This window comes from Dysgonomonas sp. HGC4 (genome assembly GCF_001261715.1).
Classification (GTDB): domain Bacteria; phylum Bacteroidota; class Bacteroidia; order Bacteroidales; family Dysgonomonadaceae; genus Dysgonomonas_A.
In genome coordinates this window covers 65,232-85,822 of sequence record NZ_CVRU01000100.1, presented here as the reverse complement: position 1 = coordinate 85,822, position 20,591 = coordinate 65,232, and the positions used below count along the sequence as shown (strand labels likewise).

The 20,591-nt window shown below is 35.8% G+C and carries 17 protein-coding genes; 11 read left to right on the top strand and 6 right to left on the bottom strand.

What is annotated here, in order from left to right:
- Positions 1–123 precede the first annotated feature (123 nt).
- Positions 124–1,962 (top strand): DUF3857 domain-containing protein, encoded by a 1,839-nt coding sequence (locus HGC4_RS10230; RefSeq protein ID WP_050710036.1) that lies wholly within the window; start codon positions 124–126, stop codon positions 1,960–1,962.
- The gene (locus HGC4_RS10225) at positions 1,959–3,920 is read left to right on the top strand and encodes a DUF3857 domain-containing protein (protein WP_050710035.1); all 1,962 of its coding nucleotides are present in this window, start codon (positions 1,959–1,961) and stop codon (positions 3,918–3,920) included. The genes HGC4_RS10230 and HGC4_RS10225 overlap by 4 nt, the downstream gene beginning before the upstream one ends.
- Positions 3,921–4,002: 82 nt before the next feature.
- Here HGC4_RS10225 and creD read toward each other — a convergent pair whose 3' ends face one another.
- The 5 genes from creD to HGC4_RS10200 form a co-directional block, all read right to left on the bottom strand.
- Positions 4,003–5,325 carry a cell envelope integrity protein CreD gene (creD, locus tag HGC4_RS10220; RefSeq protein WP_050710034.1) on the bottom strand — a complete coding sequence of 441 codons (1,323 nt, stop codon included), beginning with the start codon at positions 5,323–5,325 and terminating at the stop codon, positions 4,003–4,005.
- Between the two features lie 53 nt (positions 5,326–5,378).
- On the bottom strand, positions 5,379–5,678 hold the full coding sequence (locus HGC4_RS10215) for a winged helix-turn-helix domain-containing protein (RefSeq protein WP_050710033.1): 300 nt from the start codon (positions 5,676–5,678) through the stop codon (positions 5,379–5,381).
- Positions 5,678–6,286 (bottom strand): hypothetical protein, encoded by a 609-nt coding sequence (locus HGC4_RS10210; RefSeq protein WP_050710032.1) that lies wholly within the window; start codon positions 6,284–6,286, stop codon positions 5,678–5,680. The genes HGC4_RS10215 and HGC4_RS10210 overlap by 1 nt, the downstream gene beginning before the upstream one ends.
- Before the next feature lie 146 nt (positions 6,287–6,432).
- Positions 6,433–6,774: a MerR family transcriptional regulator gene (locus HGC4_RS10205; protein ID WP_050710031.1), complete on the bottom strand. Its 342-nt coding sequence runs from the start codon at positions 6,772–6,774 to the stop codon at positions 6,433–6,435.
- A gap of 108 nt (positions 6,775–6,882) precedes the next feature.
- Positions 6,883–7,857 carry a M23 family metallopeptidase gene (locus tag HGC4_RS10200; protein ID WP_050710030.1) on the bottom strand — a complete coding sequence of 325 codons (975 nt, stop codon included), beginning with the start codon at positions 7,855–7,857 and terminating at the stop codon, positions 6,883–6,885.
- A gap of 122 nt (positions 7,858–7,979) precedes the next feature.
- On the opposite strand from HGC4_RS10200, the gene alaS reads away from it, so the two are divergent.
- From alaS to purU, 8 genes are all read left to right on the top strand, one after another.
- Entirely contained in the window at positions 7,980–10,592 is a 2,613-nt protein-coding gene (alaS, locus tag HGC4_RS10195) for an alanine--tRNA ligase (RefSeq protein ID WP_050710029.1), read from the top strand.
- A 188-nt stretch (positions 10,593–10,780) separates the two neighbouring features.
- Complete coding sequence (locus tag HGC4_RS10190; RefSeq protein WP_050710028.1) at positions 10,781–11,845, top strand: acyltransferase; 1,065 nt, start codon at positions 10,781–10,783, stop codon at positions 11,843–11,845.
- A 131-nt stretch (positions 11,846–11,976) separates the two neighbouring features.
- Positions 11,977–12,564 carry a DUF1287 domain-containing protein gene (locus tag HGC4_RS10185; RefSeq protein WP_050710027.1) on the top strand — a complete coding sequence of 196 codons (588 nt, stop codon included), beginning with the start codon at positions 11,977–11,979 and terminating at the stop codon, positions 12,562–12,564.
- A 65-nt stretch (positions 12,565–12,629) separates the two neighbouring features.
- Positions 12,630–13,409, top strand: a complete 780-nt coding sequence (locus HGC4_RS10180) for a C40 family peptidase (protein ID WP_050710026.1) — start codon at positions 12,630–12,632, stop codon at positions 13,407–13,409.
- Positions 13,410–13,481: 72 nt separating this feature from the next.
- Positions 13,482–14,612: a hypothetical protein gene (locus HGC4_RS10175; RefSeq protein ID WP_050710025.1), complete on the top strand. Its 1,131-nt coding sequence runs from the start codon at positions 13,482–13,484 to the stop codon at positions 14,610–14,612.
- 146 nt (positions 14,613–14,758) lie between these two features.
- Positions 14,759–16,615, top strand: coding sequence for a DNA topoisomerase IV subunit B (locus HGC4_RS10170; protein WP_050710024.1), 1,857 nt, complete (start codon positions 14,759–14,761; stop codon positions 16,613–16,615).
- Positions 16,608–17,648 (top strand): hypothetical protein, encoded by a 1,041-nt coding sequence (locus tag HGC4_RS10165; protein ID WP_050710023.1) that lies wholly within the window; start codon positions 16,608–16,610, stop codon positions 17,646–17,648. Before HGC4_RS10170 ends, HGC4_RS10165 begins: the two co-directional genes overlap by 8 nt.
- Positions 17,649–17,688: 40 nt before the next feature.
- Positions 17,689–18,549, top strand: coding sequence for a formyltetrahydrofolate deformylase (gene purU / locus HGC4_RS10160; RefSeq protein WP_050710022.1), 861 nt, complete (start codon positions 17,689–17,691; stop codon positions 18,547–18,549).
- An 86-nt stretch (positions 18,550–18,635) separates the two neighbouring features.
- On the opposite strand, the gene HGC4_RS10155 is transcribed toward purU, so the two are convergent.
- On the bottom strand, positions 18,636–19,517 hold the full coding sequence (locus tag HGC4_RS10155; RefSeq protein ID WP_050710021.1) for a LuxR C-terminal-related transcriptional regulator: 882 nt from the start codon (positions 19,515–19,517) through the stop codon (positions 18,636–18,638).
- Positions 19,518–19,833: 316 nt separating this feature from the next.
- Here HGC4_RS10155 and HGC4_RS10150 point away from each other — a divergent pair, with 316 nt between their 5' ends.
- Complete coding sequence (locus HGC4_RS10150) at positions 19,834–20,466, top strand: HAD family hydrolase (RefSeq protein ID WP_050710020.1); 633 nt, start codon at positions 19,834–19,836, stop codon at positions 20,464–20,466.
- Positions 20,467–20,591 lie beyond the last annotated feature (125 nt).

The following is a 20,591-nucleotide window of genomic DNA, read 5'->3' as shown; positions in this document are numbered from 1 at the left end:
TATATTTGTAACAAATTTTAAGATTTCAGAATCTATTTACAGTTTAGCTGAGTACTACGGCAACTATTTGCTATAACATTGATAGAATCAGAAAAAATTCTTACTTACTTAATCTTTGTTTACATGCGGTTTATTTTAGCCTTATTTCTTCTATTACCATTTATCAATATAAATGCGGATGATGACGTTTTTTCAAGTGAAATTATTAATTACATTTCTCATCGACAAGTAAAAGACGGTAAATTAATAATTAGTGACACCACTACCATCCAGATAAACAATAGAGACGGAGACAGTGATGCCGAAATACGAATACCTTACTCGAAAGGAGATAAACTCTCCATTGGAGATGCGTGGATTGAGGACATGTCTGGCAATATCATTAGAAAACTAAAAAGTAAAGAAATATTAGATAGGAGTTCTATTTCACATATATCACTCTATGAAGATGATTTTGTAAAAGAATTTGAATTAAAACATAATCAATACCCATACAAAATTGTATACTCCTATAAAATTACTTTAAACAAATTCTTCCAGATAGCATCTTACGATTACAGAAACAGAAGTCGGAAAACAAATAATTCGATAGTTATAGTTGAAACACCCGAAAACCAACCTATAAAATACAGGCAGAGAAATATTGATACACCTAAAATAGAAACAGCGGCTAAAACAACACGCTATATCTGGCAGTTTAGCTACGAACCCTTAACCAGAGAAGTCAACGCATCTATTAATAACAGCAAGGCTCCTTTATTAGAAATTGTACCTCTCAACTTTATATATGGAGTAAGCGGAAATTGCGAAAATTGGCAAACCTTCGGAAATTGGATATATCGATTAAACGCAGGTAAAGATATTTTACCCGAATCCGAAACAAAGAAAATAGATGAACTTCTCAAGGATGTAAAAGATGACAAAGAAAAAGCAAAGATACTATACCGCTATTTACAGGATTACAATCGCTATATCAATGTAAAATTAAATGTAGGTGGATTGCAAACACATTCGGCAGAATACGTTGCAACCAACCGATACGGAGACTGCAAAGCTCTGACAAATTACATGCAGGCAATACTCAAATACGCAGGAATAAAATCATATTATACCCTCATCAACTCGGATGACCGAGTGGAAGACATCGACCCTGACTTTGCCTCTCAAACCTTCAATCACGCCATACTTACTATTCCATTTAGCAATGACACTACGTTTTTAGAATGTACGACCAATAACCTCCCTTTTGGATATGTTCATGCATCTATTCAAAACAGAAAAGCATTATATGTATCTGAGAACAATAGCCAACTCATTACAATTCCTGCCCACAGTCCGCAAGATGTGTTATGCAGCCGCAATATAATAAGCCGATTAAACAATGATAATTCGGCTAGAACTGAAATTCTAATAACCCTACAAGGGGAAGAATACGAAGCTGCTAATTACATATCTACAAACATCAACAAAAACACGGTTGACAAATATATCCGTAATAATATACTTCAAGGATCGTTCGATCTAATCAATTTCAACTTCATAAAAGCCCCCCGTGATAGTGCTAAAATACAATTGCAGATCGAATCTAAAATGCACAACATTTATAAAAAATTCGGAAATAATATATCCATAACTCCCTATTCTCTAAAAATACCCTATTACGAGAATGCAGACAAAAGGACTCAAGACTTACAAATAGATCTCCCTGAATACTATGAAGATAGTTTGATTTATGAGATTCCGAATACTACTATAAATAAAATACCATCAAACATACAGATAATAACTCCCTACGGACATTATCGTTTACAGTTCGAGGCAAAAGACAATCAACTTTTGGTTCAAAAATCGATACTTATAAAAGCCGGTAATTATGCATTATCCGAATACGGGAAATTCCAGGAATTTATCCAGCAACTTAGAAATATTGAAATAAAAAATTATTATATCGAAGTACAATGAAAACACTAGTTCTATGTGTTCTTGTGGTTATAGTTCCACTCATCAGCAATGCTCAGGAAAAATACTCGGAAGAATATGGCAAAGTTACGCAGCACGAAATCTCGATGACTGAATACGTGCCCGATCCCGAAGCCGAAGCCGTAGTTATATACGAGATTGGTACTAATTATTTTCAAGGAGACGATAATCGCGGCTTCCTTCTTCATAAAGAGAGAAGAACCAAAATTAAAGTACTGAAAGCTGCCGGAACAGAGTATGCTAAAATAGAAATTCCTTTCTACACAGATAGTAGAAACGGCGAATCGGTAATAGATATAGAGGCTACAGTATATAATCTGGAAAATGGCAAGCCTACAAAAACGAACCTCGACCCTAAGAAGATATTCGAAGAGAAGATCGACAACGATCTTTCAGTAAAAAAGATAGCACTCCCAGATGTTAGAGAAGGTTCCGTTATAGAGTTTAAATACCATATTATTACTCCTTTTTTCTTTAACATGGGTACATGGGCTTTTCAAAAGAAAATACCCGTCATACACAGTCAGCTTATTTACAAAGCAATACCTTATTATGAATACACTTATATAATGCGAGGTACTAAAGAGTTTCACGAATTTGATTCTGTTACAAAAAATCATGACATACACTTTGGGTCACTGTTATACCAAGAAAAAATTTACACATTTGGAATGAAAGATCTTCCTGCTTTTAGAGACGAAGAATTTATCAGTGCCGAAGAAGATTATATGATAAGTATAAACTTTCAGGTATCGAAGATTTATTTCGCCAGCGGAAGTAGTCAAAACTATATATCAACATGGCCTGCTCTTTGTGATGACTTTTTGAAAAAAGATAACTTTGGAAAATATATAAAGAATAGTGAGAAAGAAGGTAAAAAACTACTGCCAACACTAAACCTTGACAGCAAGTCGCAGCTTGACCAAACCATAGAAATCACTCAGTATGTAAAATCTATGTACAAGTGGAATGATGTAAACAACAAGTTTGCAGAAGACAAATTATCCGATTTTCTAAAATCTAAAAGTGGCAACTCTGCAAACATCAACCTATATCTTATAGGTCTTCTTAAAGCTGCAAACATAAATGTTAATCCTCTTGTCTTGAGCACCCGCAATCATGGAGGAGTAAGTAAAAGTCACCCGTTTCAACAGTTTCTCAATTACGTAATTGCACAAGTAGAAATAGATGGAAAAACCTATTTTATAGATGCAACCGAACCTTTGCGTTATTTTGATGAATTACCTACCCGCTGCACCAATGTTGAAGCATTGGTTGTCAAGCCAAAAAACGAAGAATGGGTTATTACAACACAAAAAGAGGTTGCCCGCACAAGTAAAGCATTCAAGGTAAAAATTAACCCTGACCAACAAACTCTAGATATAAATATAAAATATACACTGTCGGGGCAAGATGCCTATCAGTTCCGTAATATATATGAGGGTAAAGATGATAACTTAGTTAACTACTTTAAGAAAAACAACAATGTAAATATTGAAGATAGTCTGATCACAAACGATTACAAAGAGCTGAACAAACCTTTCAGCTTCTCCTTTCAGTCAAGTACAGGATTCGAAAAAGCATCAGATAAGTTATTCATAAGCCCTTTCTGCAACTTGTCAGTTTCAGAAAACATATTTAAGCAAGAAACCCGTACACTTCCTATCGACCTAATATATCTGCGCAATGCAGATTATACATCGGAAGTTGAAATTCCTAAAGGATATAAAGTTGAATATTTACCTAAAGAACTAAAACATGATAGTCGCTTAATGTCTATCAAATATTCAACGAAGGTGACAGATAATAAAATAGAAGTCACAGCAGGCTATTTCTTCAATACCAATCTATATGATGCTAAAGACTATGCGCGTCTCAAGTATTCGTATGCAGAAATAATCAAACAATTCTCAGATATGATTGTATTCGTAAAAGAATAATAACTTCAAACATTTACTAAAGCATCTACATAAAAAGAGAGTCGGACTAAATAGTCCGACTCTCTTTATTTATATAACACCTTTAATCCAAAGATTTATCTATCCTCTCATCATCTTTATACCAATTGATATTCCGTGAAACAAACATCACAATAGCCAAAGCTATAAACAATCCGATACTACCTAATAAGAGTGCCATATCCTCTAATTGAATAACCACATATAAGAATATATACAATGCACTTAAAAACAACCCCATAAATAAAGTCTGCTTTCTCGATTTAAATATAGAGTGAGAATACGCCGTAATAAGCATAACGATAGCCAATGCTGAAACCAGGTACGACCAATCAAAACCAATATGTTCTGACAACGCCAGCAAGAGACTATAAAACAAGACCAGAGCAAAACTAACCAATAAGTATTGAACAGGATGTATTCGTTTCTTACTCAATATCTCAACCATAAAAAACACAAGAAAAGTAAGAGCTATAAACATGATAGCATACTTTACAGCACGCATCGTTTTTTGATAATGATCGACAGGTAATAACAGATCTAAACCCAGCTTAGTACTGCCAAATGAATCGTTTTTACCCACCCACATCTGAGTATAGCTTCTATTATAATCAAATATGTTCCACTGAGCATCAATACCCTCTTTTACATCTGCCTTTTCAGTAGGCACATAATCACCAGTGTATGCTACGGATTTCCATGTAGAATTAAAATGCACGTTTGTTTGCCTTCCCACAGGAAGAAAATGCAACCCATCGGTGCCATTAAGTACCAGATCGAAATCGAAATTGCAACTTTTCCCCATGTCAGCAGCAGCCAAAGGCATTCTAATCATCACACCCGACCTTATTAAATCGTTATCTGCTACATTTGCTAAAATCTCCTGAGGATGTCCGTTTATATTAAACACAATCTTATTTTTCACCCCTTGAAGGTTAGATATCCCCATAACAATATATGCTTCATCCCACTGAATAAGAGCCTCATTGAGATCTAAACTCTTATAGTCTGGAAATATAAATTTTCCCTCGAAATGCATCGTAGATTGATAACTCAGAATCTTCTGTATTCCTCTAGTTCGTTCCTCGGGCTTAATATCCCCCGTCACATTATATTCTTCGGGTAAACAATACACAAAACTTGGAGCTGCACTTCCAACGGCTAAACTCTGTTTATACGGAAGCACCAAAACCGGCCCCGTTAACAATTGTCTACCACCCCACCTATCACTCATCTCCGTTTGTTCTGCCACTTTATTACCTTCACGCTCTGTAATGAGAGACCTCACCATTCCGATTGGGATTAGCATCAATAAAGTCAATATAACTACTATTACAATTTTTGTAGTTAAAGCCTGATTCTTGAAAAAATTCTTTGTTGTTTCCATCTCTTTCTATTTTAAAAGAACTTTGAATTTCAAAGTTTATAAGTAAAAAAATTTTATGTTAAAGGATTAATTAGTTTTTCGAGTGCGTCAATATGTTCCTGAAATAGTTTTCTACCTTGGTCGGTAACACTATACGAGGTATTAGGTTTCCGTCCCACAAACTGCTTCTTTACAACTATTACTTCTTCTTTCTCCAAAGCCTTAAGATGACTTGCCAGATTACCATCGGTTACTTCGAGCAATTCTTTCATTGTATTGAAATCAACACTATCATTAACCACCAACACCGACATAATACCCAAGCGTACCCGACTATCAAATATCTTATTTAGACCTGATATTATATCTTTCATTATCCATTAGCTTTATCTGATTTAGCATCATATTTCATGTACATCACAATGCCATACACAATATGCAGTACACCAAATCCAATTGCCCACAACAACAGACCATTTCCGATAAATACGCCCGCCAATAAACCTAGTACAATCTCGCAAGCTCCCAGTATTTTAATATCGCGATATGTTCTCGCTCCAGCATTAATCAACGCAATTCCATAAAAGATAAGCATTGCAGACGCTGTCATCCCAAAATAGCCTTGATATACCAATATCAGACTGAACAAACCTCCTACAACAAGGGGAACTCCTGCATCCTTAATTAATTGGACGGTTACCTGAGTCCAAAACTTGGCTCCTATCTTTTTAGCCTTCCTTGCAGAAAAATATATGCCTGCCGAACATGCCACAACTAAAACAATAGCAGCTAGAATAAAAAGATCAAATAACAAAATGCCTGTAAGAGTAAAAGAGCCTTTCATTATAAGATAAGCAAGGTAAGCGCCACATAAGGCTACTAAACCTGCTATTACTCCCGAAATTCCGCTCAATGAAAGGAATTTGGTAGAACGTTCCATAGTAGAACGGATATATCTTAAATCATCCATATTGCGATCCATATACTTTTCACTTTGAATTACAAAGTAGGTTCTTTATTTTGAATTCTGCAACAAAAAACAACTCTTTTTTTTCTAAAAAAGAAAAGCAGCAGAAATTTCCATTTCCACTGCTTACTTATATTATCATAAAAGGTGTAAAACCTTAACTATATACTCTCTAATCCCTCTTTCAAGTCATTTAGCTCTTTCTTTATATCCTCCAAACGGTGAATCAGATCTATACGGCGAGTTTCCTCATCCTTCTTCAATTTAAGCGTCTGGCGTGCCCCCTCCAAAGTTAACCCCTTATTTTTAACCAACGAATAAACCAATTCAATGGCTTCAATATCTTCCCGAGTGTACTGACGCACACCTCCCGGAGTTTTACGAGGTTTGATTTCCTTGAACTCGGTTTCCCAGAAACGAAGAAGCGATTCATTCACACCAAAGTGATTTGCTACCTCTTTTATGGTAAAATACAATTTCTTACTGTTACTAAAGTCTATCATACTCCAACAAACAAAATTAAGTATTGTGAAATATTTACTGCTGCATTTTACAGCTATAACTATTTATTGCAATTACGCTTACCAAAGTAATAAAAAAGATTTACAATCTTAATCCATTACCTGACCATGGTTAGCAGCAATCTGTAACATCTTATCATATTCTTCAGGCGTTAAGTCCATGAAGTAGTATTTCGCAGGGTTATCAGGCTTACCTTTCACATGTACCTCATAGTGTAAGTGAGGTCCTGTTGATTTACCCGTACTACCAATCTTACCAATAAGCTCACCACGTTTAACCTTCTGACCACGTTTAGCTACATACGAGCTCATATGACCATACAAAGTTTCGAAACCATAGCCGTGATCTATTATGATGCAATTACCATAACCTTGACGCCACTCTGCCCAAGTAACAACTCCATCTCCTGTAGCATAAATATCTGTACCCTCCTTAGCCGTAAAGTCCATACCGGCGTGGAATCTCAGTGTACCATAAACAGGGTCGATACGAGTACCATAACCCGAAGCTACACGCGACAAATCTTTATTTGCAACAGGCTGTATGCTTGGTATGTGCTGCAAACGATCTTTTTGCTGCCTCGACAAATCGAGTATTTCATCAAAAGATTTCGATTGCACATATAATTGTTTCGATATTAAATCTATCTTCTTCGATGTTTGAACAATCAAGTCAGGATTCGATAATTCCATCAAATAATCATACCGCCCGATTCCTCCGGCAGTAGAATTACGTATAGCAGAAGCAATAGGCTCTGCATGGAATATAGCCCTATACATATTATCATCTCGTTGTTGGATATCCTTTAACACTTCGGATACATTATCCATTCTTTTGGACAATACATTATATTGTGTGCGGATCAGTCTATTCTCTTTCTTCAATTCCATTTCTTTAGGAGAATCCAGTACATAATACATTAAAGCCCAGAAACCTAAAGCTCCTAAGATTATTCCTCCCAAAAGATTACGAATGATAATAAATATTTTTTTTCCCAGGCTCGGATACACTCGCTCATAGGTCAGCGATTGCGGATTATATATATAAAATACCTTTTTTGCCATTCTTTAAGATCAAGTCACCTCAATTTTATTCGCTGAGATGGGCACAAAAGTAAAGTTTTTAGCTTATTTTTGCAAGCTATTATTTATTAAGAATCTGTAAAACAAAATACATAGTTATAAATATCATGACTTCTAAAGAAATCCGTAATTCGTTCAAAGAATTTTTTAGGTCTAAAGGACATCAAATTGTTTCTTCAGCCCCTATGGTGATTAAAGACGATCCCACATTGATGTTTACCAATGCCGGTATGAATCAATTTAAAGACATCATTCTGGGCAATACACCTATTAAATATCCAAGAGTGGCGGATTCTCAAAAATGTTTACGTGTAAGCGGAAAACATAATGACTTGGAAGAAGTAGGACACGATACGTATCACCATACCATGTTCGAAATGCTTGGTAACTGGTCATTTGGCGATTATTTCAAAGAAGAAGCTATTGCATGGGCATGGGAATATCTGACTGAGGTTTTAAAACTTGATAAAGAAAGATTATATGTAACCGTATTTGAGGGAGCACCCGAAGACGGACTTTCTCGTGATGATGAAGCTGCCGACTTCTGGCTTCAATATCTACCAAAAGAGAGAATCATTAACGGAAACAAAAAAGATAACTTCTGGGAAATGGGAGACACAGGTCCCTGTGGTCCTTGCTCAGAAATACATATAGATATACGTTCGGATGAAGAGCGTGCTAAAGTAGACGGAGCATTGTTAGTAAATAAAGATCCGGACGTTATCGAAATCTGGAACCTTGTTTTCATGCAATTCAACCGCAAAGCAGATAAGTCGCTTGAAGAGCTTCCTGCTAAAGTAATAGATACAGGTATGGGATTCGAGCGTCTTTGTATGGCTGTTCAAGGTAAAACGTCGAACTACGATACTGATGTATTCCAGCCTCTAATCAAAGCTATTGGTGAATTAACTAATAGTACTTACGGAGAAGACGAGAAAAAGGACATAGCAATGCGTGTTATTGCCGACCATATCCGTACAATTGCTTTCTCTATTGCTGATGGACAATTACCATCGAACGCTAAAGCTGGATACGTAATTCGTCGTATTCTTCGTCGTGCAGTTCGTTATGGCTACACATTCCTCAATCAGCAAAAAGCATTCATGTATAAGTTGATTCCTACCCTTATCGAATCGATGAGTGAGGCTTATCCTGAGCTATATCAGCAAAAGACCTTAATCATCAGAGATATACAGGAAGAAGAGGAATCTTTCCTACGTACTTTAGATACAGGTATAAAACTACTAGACAAGCAAATAGCTGAAACTAGAGCAAATAACTCAACAATATTAAAAGGTCTTGATGCCTTTACATTGTACGACACATACGGATTCCCTCTTGATTTAACCGAGCTTATATTGCGCGAAAACAATATGAGTGTCGATGAAGAAGGATTTAAAGCCGAAATGCAGAAACAAAAAGACCGTGCACGTAATGCTGCGGCTGTAGAAACAGGCGATTGGATTATCATACGTGAAGGTGAGCCTGAATTTATCGGATACGATTATACTCAATGTGAAGCAGAAATACTTCGCTATCGCCAAATTAAACAAAAGAATAACGAATTTTACCAAATAGTGCTCGATCGCACTCCTTTCTATTCAGAAATGGGTGGACAGGTTGGCGATACCGGCTGGTTAATTGATGATGATGAAACAATCGAGATAATTGACACTAAGCGTGAAAACAATCTGGCTGAACACATCACCAAGAAATTACCTAAAGATGTTACAGCTCATTTTGTGGCTCGCATCAATACCGAAAGACGTACGGCTGTAGAATGTAACCATACTGCAACTCACCTTTTGCACGAAGGTTTGCGCGAGATATTAGGTACACATGTAGAACAAAAGGGATCTTTTGTATCACCATCAGTTCTAAGATTTGACTTCTCTCATTTCCAAAAACTCACAGATGAAGAAATTCGCAAAGTAGAACGCTTTGTAACTTCTAAAATAAGAGAAAATATCGCATTAAAAGAAGCTCGAAACATTCCAATCTCAGAAGCTCACTCAATGGGAGCGATGGCTCTGTTCGGTGAAAAATACGGTGACGAAGTTCGTGTAATACGTTTTGGTGATTCAGTTGAACTATGTGGTGGTACTCACATTTCATCAACCGGAAGAATCGGTTCTTTCCGCATTATCAACGAGAGTTCTATTGCAGCAGGAATAAGACGTATAGAAGCAATTACTGCCGAAGCATGCGAAGAGTATTTCTACGCTCAACAAGACATTATTGCAGAGCTCAAAGCTTTGATGCACAATGCTCCAAACTTGACTCAGGCATTCCAAAAATTCTTCAGCGAAAGTGCAGAAATGAGAAAACGCATCGATGAGTTCATGAAAGAAAAAGCCGTTCAAGTAAAAAACTCTATCATCAAAAGCAGACAGATTGTTAACGGCATCGAAATATTCACATTGAGAGGACATTTCCCTGCTGAGATTGTAAAAGATATTGCATTCCAAATCAGAGGACAATTCCCCGAACACGCTGCATTCATTGGAGCAACCGACATAGACGATAAGCCTAATCTAACGCTTATGCTATCGGACGATCTTGTTGCACATGGCTTAAATGCATCAACAATAGTACGCGAAGCTGCCAAAAACATACAAGGTGGCGGTGGCGGTCAACCTCACTTTGCTACGGCAGGTGGCAAAAACTCGGATGGCTTAGCAAAAGCTGTGGACGAAATTCTGGAAAAGCTGAAATAAAATAATCAAAGGATACATATTTTTTTAGTATCCTTTGTTCTATTTTAAATAAATAACTTTTTGATATAGCTATTTTACTAAATAAAGGCTATAAAAGAGTCTAAGACCTAAAAACGGTTCAATAATAGCTTATTATATATTGAACCGTTTTATTTTTTCATAACCCCACTAAAACTGGAGTAGATAATATGAATCGACAAACACTAACTAAAAAGCCTGAACGCGACTCCAACATTGAATTATTGCGTATAGTACTGATGGTGATGGTAATCTTACATCATTTGATAATCAAATGCGATCCTGACAGTTGGAACAAAACTTTGCTGTTCACACTCGTGAATACTTTTGCAATAATAGCAGTCAATTGCTTTATATTTATTTCGGGATATTATGGTATAAAATTCAAACTCAAAAGCTTGGTATCGTTTATATTTCAAGGAATGTTCTATTCTGTTGGAGCATACATTATTTACAACATATTATTATCACCCGAAAACTTTTCACTTGTTGACTTAGTTAAGAGATTTTTTCCCTTAACATATCCTGTATGGTGGTTTCTAAATGCATTTGTAGGAGTATATATTTTATCACCCTTTATCAATAAAGGTATAGAAGCCCTAAAAGCTTATCAAACGGGAGCCCTTATTCTTATTTTGCTATATCTAAGTTGTAGCTATCCTATCACAGGGAACAACTTCTACGGAGGTGGTGGTTATGGACTCTTTACAATGTTACTAATTTATATAATTGCCCGTTATTGTGGCAAATATATACCATACATAAAAAGAGCAATCCCCATACATATATGTATCTACTTGCTAACATTTACATGGGTTATAGGTAGCATATTATTAGGAAAAGAAAATTTCGCATGGCGACTTATGTCTTACAATTCCCCTTTAGTTATTTTAGGCGCAGTTTTCTTCTTTTACTGTTTCAAAAAACTTAAATTAAAAAGTCGGATCATCAATAAAATAGCTCCCCTTACCTTTGGGGTATATTTAATACATGAAACACCTGACAACAGATTTATTCTAAAGAATATTATACAACAAGTAAATAATGCTATAGATAACCCTATATTAATGTTTATAGCACTAATAGCAGTTGCAATTATAGTATTCCTAATCTGCGCAGGTATCGAAAAAGTGCGACAACAGATATTCGATCCTATTATAGATTTCATGGATAAAAAAACATTTGGGCTGCAATCGAAACTTAAAACATCTCTCAATAAAGTAACCACACGATAACGAAACAAAGATATAAATCATTACAAAATAAGAGTCCGATGGAAACTATCCTTACGGACTCTTTCTATTGTCCAACATCAGCTTTTACATTATATTTGTCTTCGTGTTTACATATCCATTAAACCTCAAGAATGAAAATATTATTATTTGTAACTGTCTTTCTTTATACTCTCCTTCCTATTTCTGCACAAGAAAAGGATTTCTATGATCAATTATCAGATGCAACCATAGAATTAACTAGATCCAGAGTTACTTATGACCCCACATATTTTAGTATTCCTTACCCTAACGGAGATGTGCCTGCAAACAAAGGGGTATGTACCGATGTTGTAATAAGAGCGTATCGAAAAATGAATATCGATTTGCAGAAAGAAGTGCATGAAGACATGAAAGCTAATTTCAGCAAATACCCCAGTCAAAAGAAATGGGGCTTAAAGAAAACAGATACTAATATTGATCATCGCCGAGTGTACAATCTCGAAACATTCTTCACTCGAAACGGTACAGTAAAGCCTATAACTACAAACCCTGAAGATTATCGAGCAGGAGATATTGTATCGTGGACTCTCGACAATGGGTTAGCACATATAGGAATAGTAGTAAACCGAAAATCGCAAGATGGAAAAAGACTCCTCATTGTACATAATATAGGTGGAGGTCAAGTAATAGAAGACCGTCTATTTGCGTGGAAAATTGTAGGTCATTACAGATACAAATAAGTAAACATAAAATACATTTTATTCAGACTAATGAATGTATCATTAAATACTCTAAGTTACTTAATATGAAATATGCAATTTATTTAAATACAACCTTACCAATTCGATCAGAAGCCAGTGAAGCATCCGAAATGGTCACTCAATTATTATTTGGTGATACATGCGAGATACTTGAAGAATCGGACTCTTTTGTCAAAATTAGAAACAATGGAGATGGCTATCTTGGATGGGCTGACTCAAAATCTCTAACTGAGATTGATGAAGAAACTCATAAAAAGATAATAGATCATCCCGTATTTCGTACTTGCGTACCTATTGCCGATATATTCTGCATAACAGATAAAACCATATACCGCTTATCAGCAGGCAGTCTCCTACCCCTTTACAATCCAGAAAAGAGTAGCTTTGAAATTAGTGGAAAAGTATTTCAAATTCACCCCACTTTTGTAACATACTTACCCGAAAGCAATAAAGACAACATTATTGAATCGGCCATGCTATTCGTTAATACACCTTACCTTTGGGGGGGCAAAAACATATTAGGAATAGATTGTTCGGGTTTAGTACAAACAGTATATGCCATGAATGGATTTGCATTGCCTCGTGATGCCAGTATGCAGGCTTTAGAAGGAGTAAAAGTAGATACTCTAGAAGAAGCACAACCTAATGACCTATTATTCTTCGAAAAAGAAGGACGTATAACTCATGTAGGGATATTTCTTGGAAACAATAAAATTATCCATGCATCGGGTAAAGTAAAAATAGAACAAGTTGATCAACAAGGTATTTACAACCACGAGACGACAAAGTATACGCATACACTCTCAACAATAAAACGAGTATAAACCCACTTTCAGTAAAAAATCTTATCTTTGCGACAAAGTCAAAAAGTAGTAATTTCTGATTATCCAAATAGAATGTCCGTAAGAATTGTACCAATAAACGATAAAGCTTCTAAAAAGAAATTTATCAAATTTCCTATACGTTTATACAAAGACTGTCCCTACTATGTACCATCCTTGGTATTAGACGAATTAGGTACATTAGATTCAGAAAAGAATCCTGCATTTGACTTCTGTGAGCAACAGTTATTCTTAGCTTATAAAGACAATAAGATTGTAGGACGTATTGCTGCAATCATCAATCACAGATCCAATGAAATATGGAACCAAAAGCATGCACGTTTTGGTTTTGTTGATTTTATTGATGATAACGAAGTAGTCGATGCACTCTTCTCAACTGCCGAAGAATGGGCACGCAACAAAGGCATGAACGCCATACAAGGTCCAATGGGTTTTACAGACCTAGATCACGAAGGGTTGCTAGTTTTCGGCTATGACAGAATATCTACAATGGCTACGACTTATAGCTACCCTTACTACAAGGATCAGATAGAACGTCTGGGATACGAAAAAGATGTAGACTGGCACGAGTTCTATATTCCCGTACCCGAGGCTGTACCCGAAAGACATCAACGTATAGCAAATATAATTGCTAATAAATATGGTCTTAAACTTCTCAAGTTTAAAAACCTAAAGCAGATAACACCTTATGTAGATAAACTATTTAATCTACTGAATGAGGCATATGCTCCGCTTTACGGATTTGTACCTTTGACTCAGAAGCAAATAGATTACTATGTAAAAATGTATGTTCCATTGCTAAGATGGGATATTGTTTCTCTTATCATAAAAGAAGATACTGACGAACTTGTTGCCTTTGGAATAGGAATGCCTAGCTTATCATTAGCACTGCAAAAAGCAGGTGGAAAATTATTCCCCAGGGGTTGGTACCATTTACTTAAAGCTCTTAAATTTAAGAGTAATAAAGTCATTGATCTTTTACTAATCGGTATTGCCCCCGAATATCAAGGAAAAGGAGTAAATGCTATGATATTCAACGACTTCATACCTTCAGCTCACAAAAGTGGATTTCATTTTGCAGAAAGCAATCCCGAATTGGAACAAAACAACAAAGTATCAGCACTTTGGGATGATTTTAATGCAGAACATCATAAAACAAGAAGGGCATTTACGAAAAAAATATAAGCCTGATAGACCTATTTATCTCAATATTTGCAATCAAATAATACAAATAACATCAAGCGGACTTTTTAATAATAAAGTTCGCTTGATTCATTTTCTAAAAATTCACTATCTTTGCTAGAAAGCTGATTTTTGACACACGAATATCTATGGAAGAAGAATTAGAGATCAATTTACCTCAGGAAAATTATTCAGATGACGACATAAAGACTCTTGATTGGCAAGAGCACATACGTCGCCGTCCGGGTATGTATATCGGAAAACTTGGCGACGGAACTTCTCCCGACGACGGAATATATGTACTTCTTAAGGAAGTGCTCGACAACTCTATTGATGAATACATGATGGGGTTCGGAAAAACGATAGAAGTCTCCATCAAAGATGGTGAAGTATCTATACGTGACCACGGTCGTGGAGTGCCTCTCGGTAAGGTGAAGGATGTATCATCCAAAATGAATACAGGTGCTAAATATGACTCTAAGGCGTTTAAAAAATCAGTAGGTCTTAATGGTGTTGGTATAAAGGCAGTAAATGCCTTGTCATCCTACTTCAAGATTCAGGCTTTTAGAGAAAAACAAACGGTTTGGGTTGAGTTTAGCAAAGCCATAGTAACTGACGAAGCACCAATAGAAGCAACTACACAAAACAACGGAACGCTGGTAGAGTTTATTCCCGATACTACTATATTTGGCGAATATCTGTACAGAGACGAGTATGTAGAAAGCTTATTGAAAAACTATGTTTATCTGAATACCGGATTAACGATAGTATACAATGGAAAGAAATTCTTATCAAAAAATGGTCTGGTTGATCTTCTGAACGAAAATATGACTTCGGAAGCCCTCTACCCAATCATTCATCTTAAGGATACCGATATAGAGATCGTTATAACTCACACCAATCAGTACGGAGAAGAATACTACTCGTTCGTAAACGGACAACATACAACACAAGGAGGAACACATCAATCGGCTTTCCGTGAGACTGTTTCGCGTGTTATAAAAGAATATTATGCTAAGAACTTCGATTATGCCGACATTCGAAGCGGTATAGTAGCAGCTGTCAGCATAAAAGTAGAAGAACCTGTTTTTGAGTCGCAAACCAAGACTAAACTAGGTTCGAGAGACATGGGCCCCAACGGACCCTCGGTTCAAAAATTTATTGGTGATTTTATAAAAAAAGAACTTGATAATTATCTGCATAAAGACTCCGAAACTTCGGAAGCTCTATTAAAAAAGATTCTGGATTCGGAGAAAGAACGTAAAGCAATTGCAGGTGTTACCAAATTGGCTCGCGAACGTGCGAAGAAATCAAATCTTCACAATAAAAAACTTCGCGATTGCCGTATTCACTATAATGATACTAAAGGTGATAACTTAGATGAAACATCTATTTTTATTACCGAAGGAGATTCGGCTAGTGGATCTATTACCAAAAGCCGTAACCCAAATCTTCAAGCAGTATTTAGTTTGAGAGGTAAGCCACTTAATAGCTTTGGACTGACCAAAAAGATTGTGTATGAGAATGAAGAGTTCAACCTGCTTCAAGCTGCCCTTAATATAGAAGATGGCTTGGACGGACTTCGTTACAATAAAGTAATTATAGCAACTGATGCCGATACCGATGGTATGCACATCCGATTATTGCTACTTACATTCTTTTTGCAATTCTTCCCCGATTTAGTAAAGAAAAATCACGTATATATCCTGCAAACTCCTTTGTTCAGAGTGCGTAACAAAAAGGAAACTATCTATTGTTACAGTGACGAAGAACGTATTGCAGCGATAAATAAACTAGGTGTAAATCCCGAGATTACCCGATTTAAAGGACTGGGGGAGATTTCGCCCGACGAGTTCCAACACTTCATAGGAAAAGATATACGTCTCGATAAAGTGACCATGAAAAAAGAAGACTTAGTGAAAGATATGCTAAACTTCTATATGGGCAAGAATACACCCGAAAGACAAGTATTTATTATTGATAATCTGGTTCAAGTAGGTGATTAAAGCATTCTTATTCATTATCGCGTTTTTGTTTTTGCCATTTGCCAATCAGAATAAAATACAAGCAAATTCTGCTGACTCAGCAACTTCAACCAAGTCCTCAAATGATTCACGGACTTTAGAAGTGGAACAAGCCGGCTTATCATTCTATAAATGGTATTTGAATGCCACAGAAAGCCGTGATATACCTTTTGATGCACATATAGCAAAGGATAAAAACGGTATGTGTCAGCTAGATTCTGAACCCTATTTTAATGAGTTAAGAAAACTGGGAACAATTTCCGAGAAGTTTATAGCATCTGAAAGAAAACGCAATTCTACTTGTGAAGAGTATGTAAAAAAGGTTCATTATAAGGTCTTTGAAAGCGGCGATGCTTACACCTTCGATGGCATATGTCCTCAGTTTGCTTATATGTATTGGACATCGAGTCAAGATACATACCAGGAGGTAAAAGCTATCCAAACTATCATTAATAAAGATGATTTATCTGCTCACGTAGATGTAGTCTTTATATATACGGAAGGCGGAGAACCTCCCATAATTTCGAAAACTCCTCATGCGAGAGTATTTCTCGAACGAGAACAAGGCAAGTGGAAAACAGTAAAGATTGAACGATTAGATCAAGATGGACAAGTTGTTCTACAAGACGAAGATGGTGCTAACATAGAGGATCAATCATCCCTTTTTGCTTCGTGGTCTAATGATATAGTGAACTTTAGTATTTCTGAAAAAAGAATAACTTTTAAATACCATGGGCAATGCGTATACTACTATCCTGTACAAGTTGTCAATAAACAAGAAGTAATTCTTATCTGGTCAAACAATATGGATTGCAAATTCGATAACGGAACATCTCAAACATTCGGTCTAAAGGAACACCCAATAATAGGTAAACCTTTCGCACGGTATACATTAGAAGCCGGTGTTTTATACACCGAATATTTCTATAAAGAATGGATTGAAAAATATAGGGAAGAAGTAAATGAAGATATATTTACCGACCTATACTTTTACACATCAAGTGATTCAGAATAAAACTCAAAAAGTTTACATACTATAAAATACGATTCGTACAATGAAAGATTCTCGTGCTACTATTTTAATTTACTCTCCCGATCAGCCGGGTTTAGTGGCTGCTGTTACTGATTTTATCTGTGTAAATGGAGGAAATATTATTCAACTCGAACAACATGTTGACAAGCAAGAGGATATCTTCTTTATGCGTGTTGAATGGGATATAACAAAGTTTCTGATCCCTAAAGATAAAATTGGCGAATACTTTCAAACGATGTATGCCAATAAATTTGAGATGACATTCAGATTATACTTCAATGATTATACGCCTAAGATGGCTGTCTTTGTATCTAAAATGTCACACTGCTTATTCGATATACTGGCACGTTATACAGCAGGTGAATGGAATGTAGAGATACCTCTAATCATTAGTAATCACGAAGACCTTAGATGGGTTGCCGAGCGATTCGGAATAGAATATCACGTAATCAAAATCACCAAAGAAAACAAAGATGAAATGGAAGCCAAACAAAAGGCTTTACTCAAAGAAAAAGGAGTTGATTTCATCGTCCTTGCACGCTATATGCAAATTCTTACAGATGAGTTTATAAAAGAATATCCAAATAAGATTATCAATATACATCATTCGTTCTTACCCGCTTTCGTTGGAGCAAAACCTTATCATGCAGCTTACGAAAGAGGTGTGAAAATTATTGGAGCAACAAGCCACTATGTAACCACCGAATTAGACGCAGGTCCTATCATAGAGCAAGATATCACACGCATATCGCATCGCGACAGTATATCTGATTTAGTACGTAAAGGGCAAGATTTGGAAAAGATTGTTCTGTCTCATGGTATCGAATACCATATCAATCGTAGAGTATTGGTTTACAAGAATAAAACGATACTATTCTCATAAGGTCGCAGACCTTTTTATTGCTTTGGCTGAGTTATAGATTAACGTTCGTTAGAACTATACAATGATGCAATAAAACTGTATATCAATCACAATTCTATTTCGTCAGCAGAAATATATCCATGACTGATGCAGTAGAAAATAAGTCCCGAAACGGTTTTAATACCCAATTTCGCTGTAATATTTTTACGGTGAGAAAGGACTGTGTTTAAACTGATATTAAGACGATCAGCTATCTCCTTATTCAATAAGCCAAGAGCTATCAGTTTTAAAACCTCCAATTCGCGAGGAGAAATAGTATGCGATTCATCCGATAATTGATGCGATTTTGGTTTACCAATCAAGCTTTGCCAATCATCAATACCCGCTTCCGATAACTCTGCAATCATCGGTTTTAATATCTTCTCTCTTATTCGATTGTGCTTAGTCAAATCGTTCAGTAAACTATCAACAGAAAACACAACAGCATAACAAAGGTTCTCATTAAAACTACCTGATATATGCTTTATCAGAATATTCTTTAAGTCTAATAATAGAGCCTGCGAGGTATCATCATCCAGCAAACCATTGTCGATGCGATGAATTAATGCATCTTTAAAACGAATGAAAAGTTTACGAATAAGTTCTAACTGCTTATTATTGGGGTCGCTCGTCGCAATCAGAGCATTGAGGTGTTTCTCTATATTAGTTATCTGACCATGAATATAATACATATCAGTCCGTTTTAGATAATCAGTAACAAGATCTATTTCAAACTCTTGCAACTTCTTCTCCGGAAAATAATCTTCATTGAGATACGTATTCAGAATAGTTAGAAAAAAATCCATATTCTGATTGTATTCTTCACTAATAGTCTTAACTGATTTATCTCCTAATCCTAACTTAATACCAAATCGATTGATAACGGGTATCAATAAGTAGTTAACGCTCACAATTTCGGATAAGATAGAAGAAGGGGTCAAAAAAGCCATAACAATTTGATTATAAGAAATGTAAATATTTCACATTACATTTTACAAAGATAACTACTTCAATTTTTTGTATCTATCAAGGTAATAGAAGGTCTGAAACCTTATCTTTCCTCAAATTTACAGAAATAATCTGACATCACCTTTCAGCTTAAGTTAAAATTCGGATCACAGACTATTGAGCTTGTTCAATCCGTTTTTGTTGAGTACTTTTGAGCCGCATTCTAAAGTTGCAGACTCTTTATTGCTTTGGTTAGTAATATGGTAAAGCTATACTCAGAGAATATATCATTAAATATTTACTTTTACTTATAAATAAATGAAGCCTGATAGTTTAATTTTTGACATGGACGGTACTCTTTGGGATGCCGTAGATACTTATGCTTATAGCTGGACACAAGTTTTGCAAGAAATGGGAATAATAGATAAACCCTTAACAAAACAAGATATACAAGGCTATATGGGCATGGAAGCAAAGCAAATATACAAAGTGATGTTCCCCGAGTTGCCAGAAGAAACTATTGAGCAAATCTATCAGAATATTATCGTGAAAACGGATGAATTACTACCCAAAATGGGCGGAAATATCTATCTCGATGTATTGGAAGGTATTGAGCAATTATCAAGAAAATACAAATTGTTTATGTTGAGTAATTGTCAGAAAGGAAGCATTCGCGACTTTATGATATATACCCAAACTAAACAATACTTTTGCGATTATATCGAATATGGTTCTAACCATCAACCTAAGCACATCAATATGAAAACATTGATTGACAGGTATAATCTCAAAGCACCCATGTATATAGGTGATACCGATTCAGATAGAAAACAATCCGATCTAGCATACGTTCCTTTTGTATTTGCATCATGGGGATTTGGTACAACAGATTCTTATGCACACAAATTTGACAGCATGAAAGAACTAACCGAATATTTCATGAGCCTATAAAGTCTCAAACCTATTTGAAATTTTGGTGTAGGGGAAAACCTATCTGCTCACTCCAAGAAGACAGGCAATAGATTTCCCCTGTAAATAATAAATACAGAATTAAATACATACACTTACATAATAGG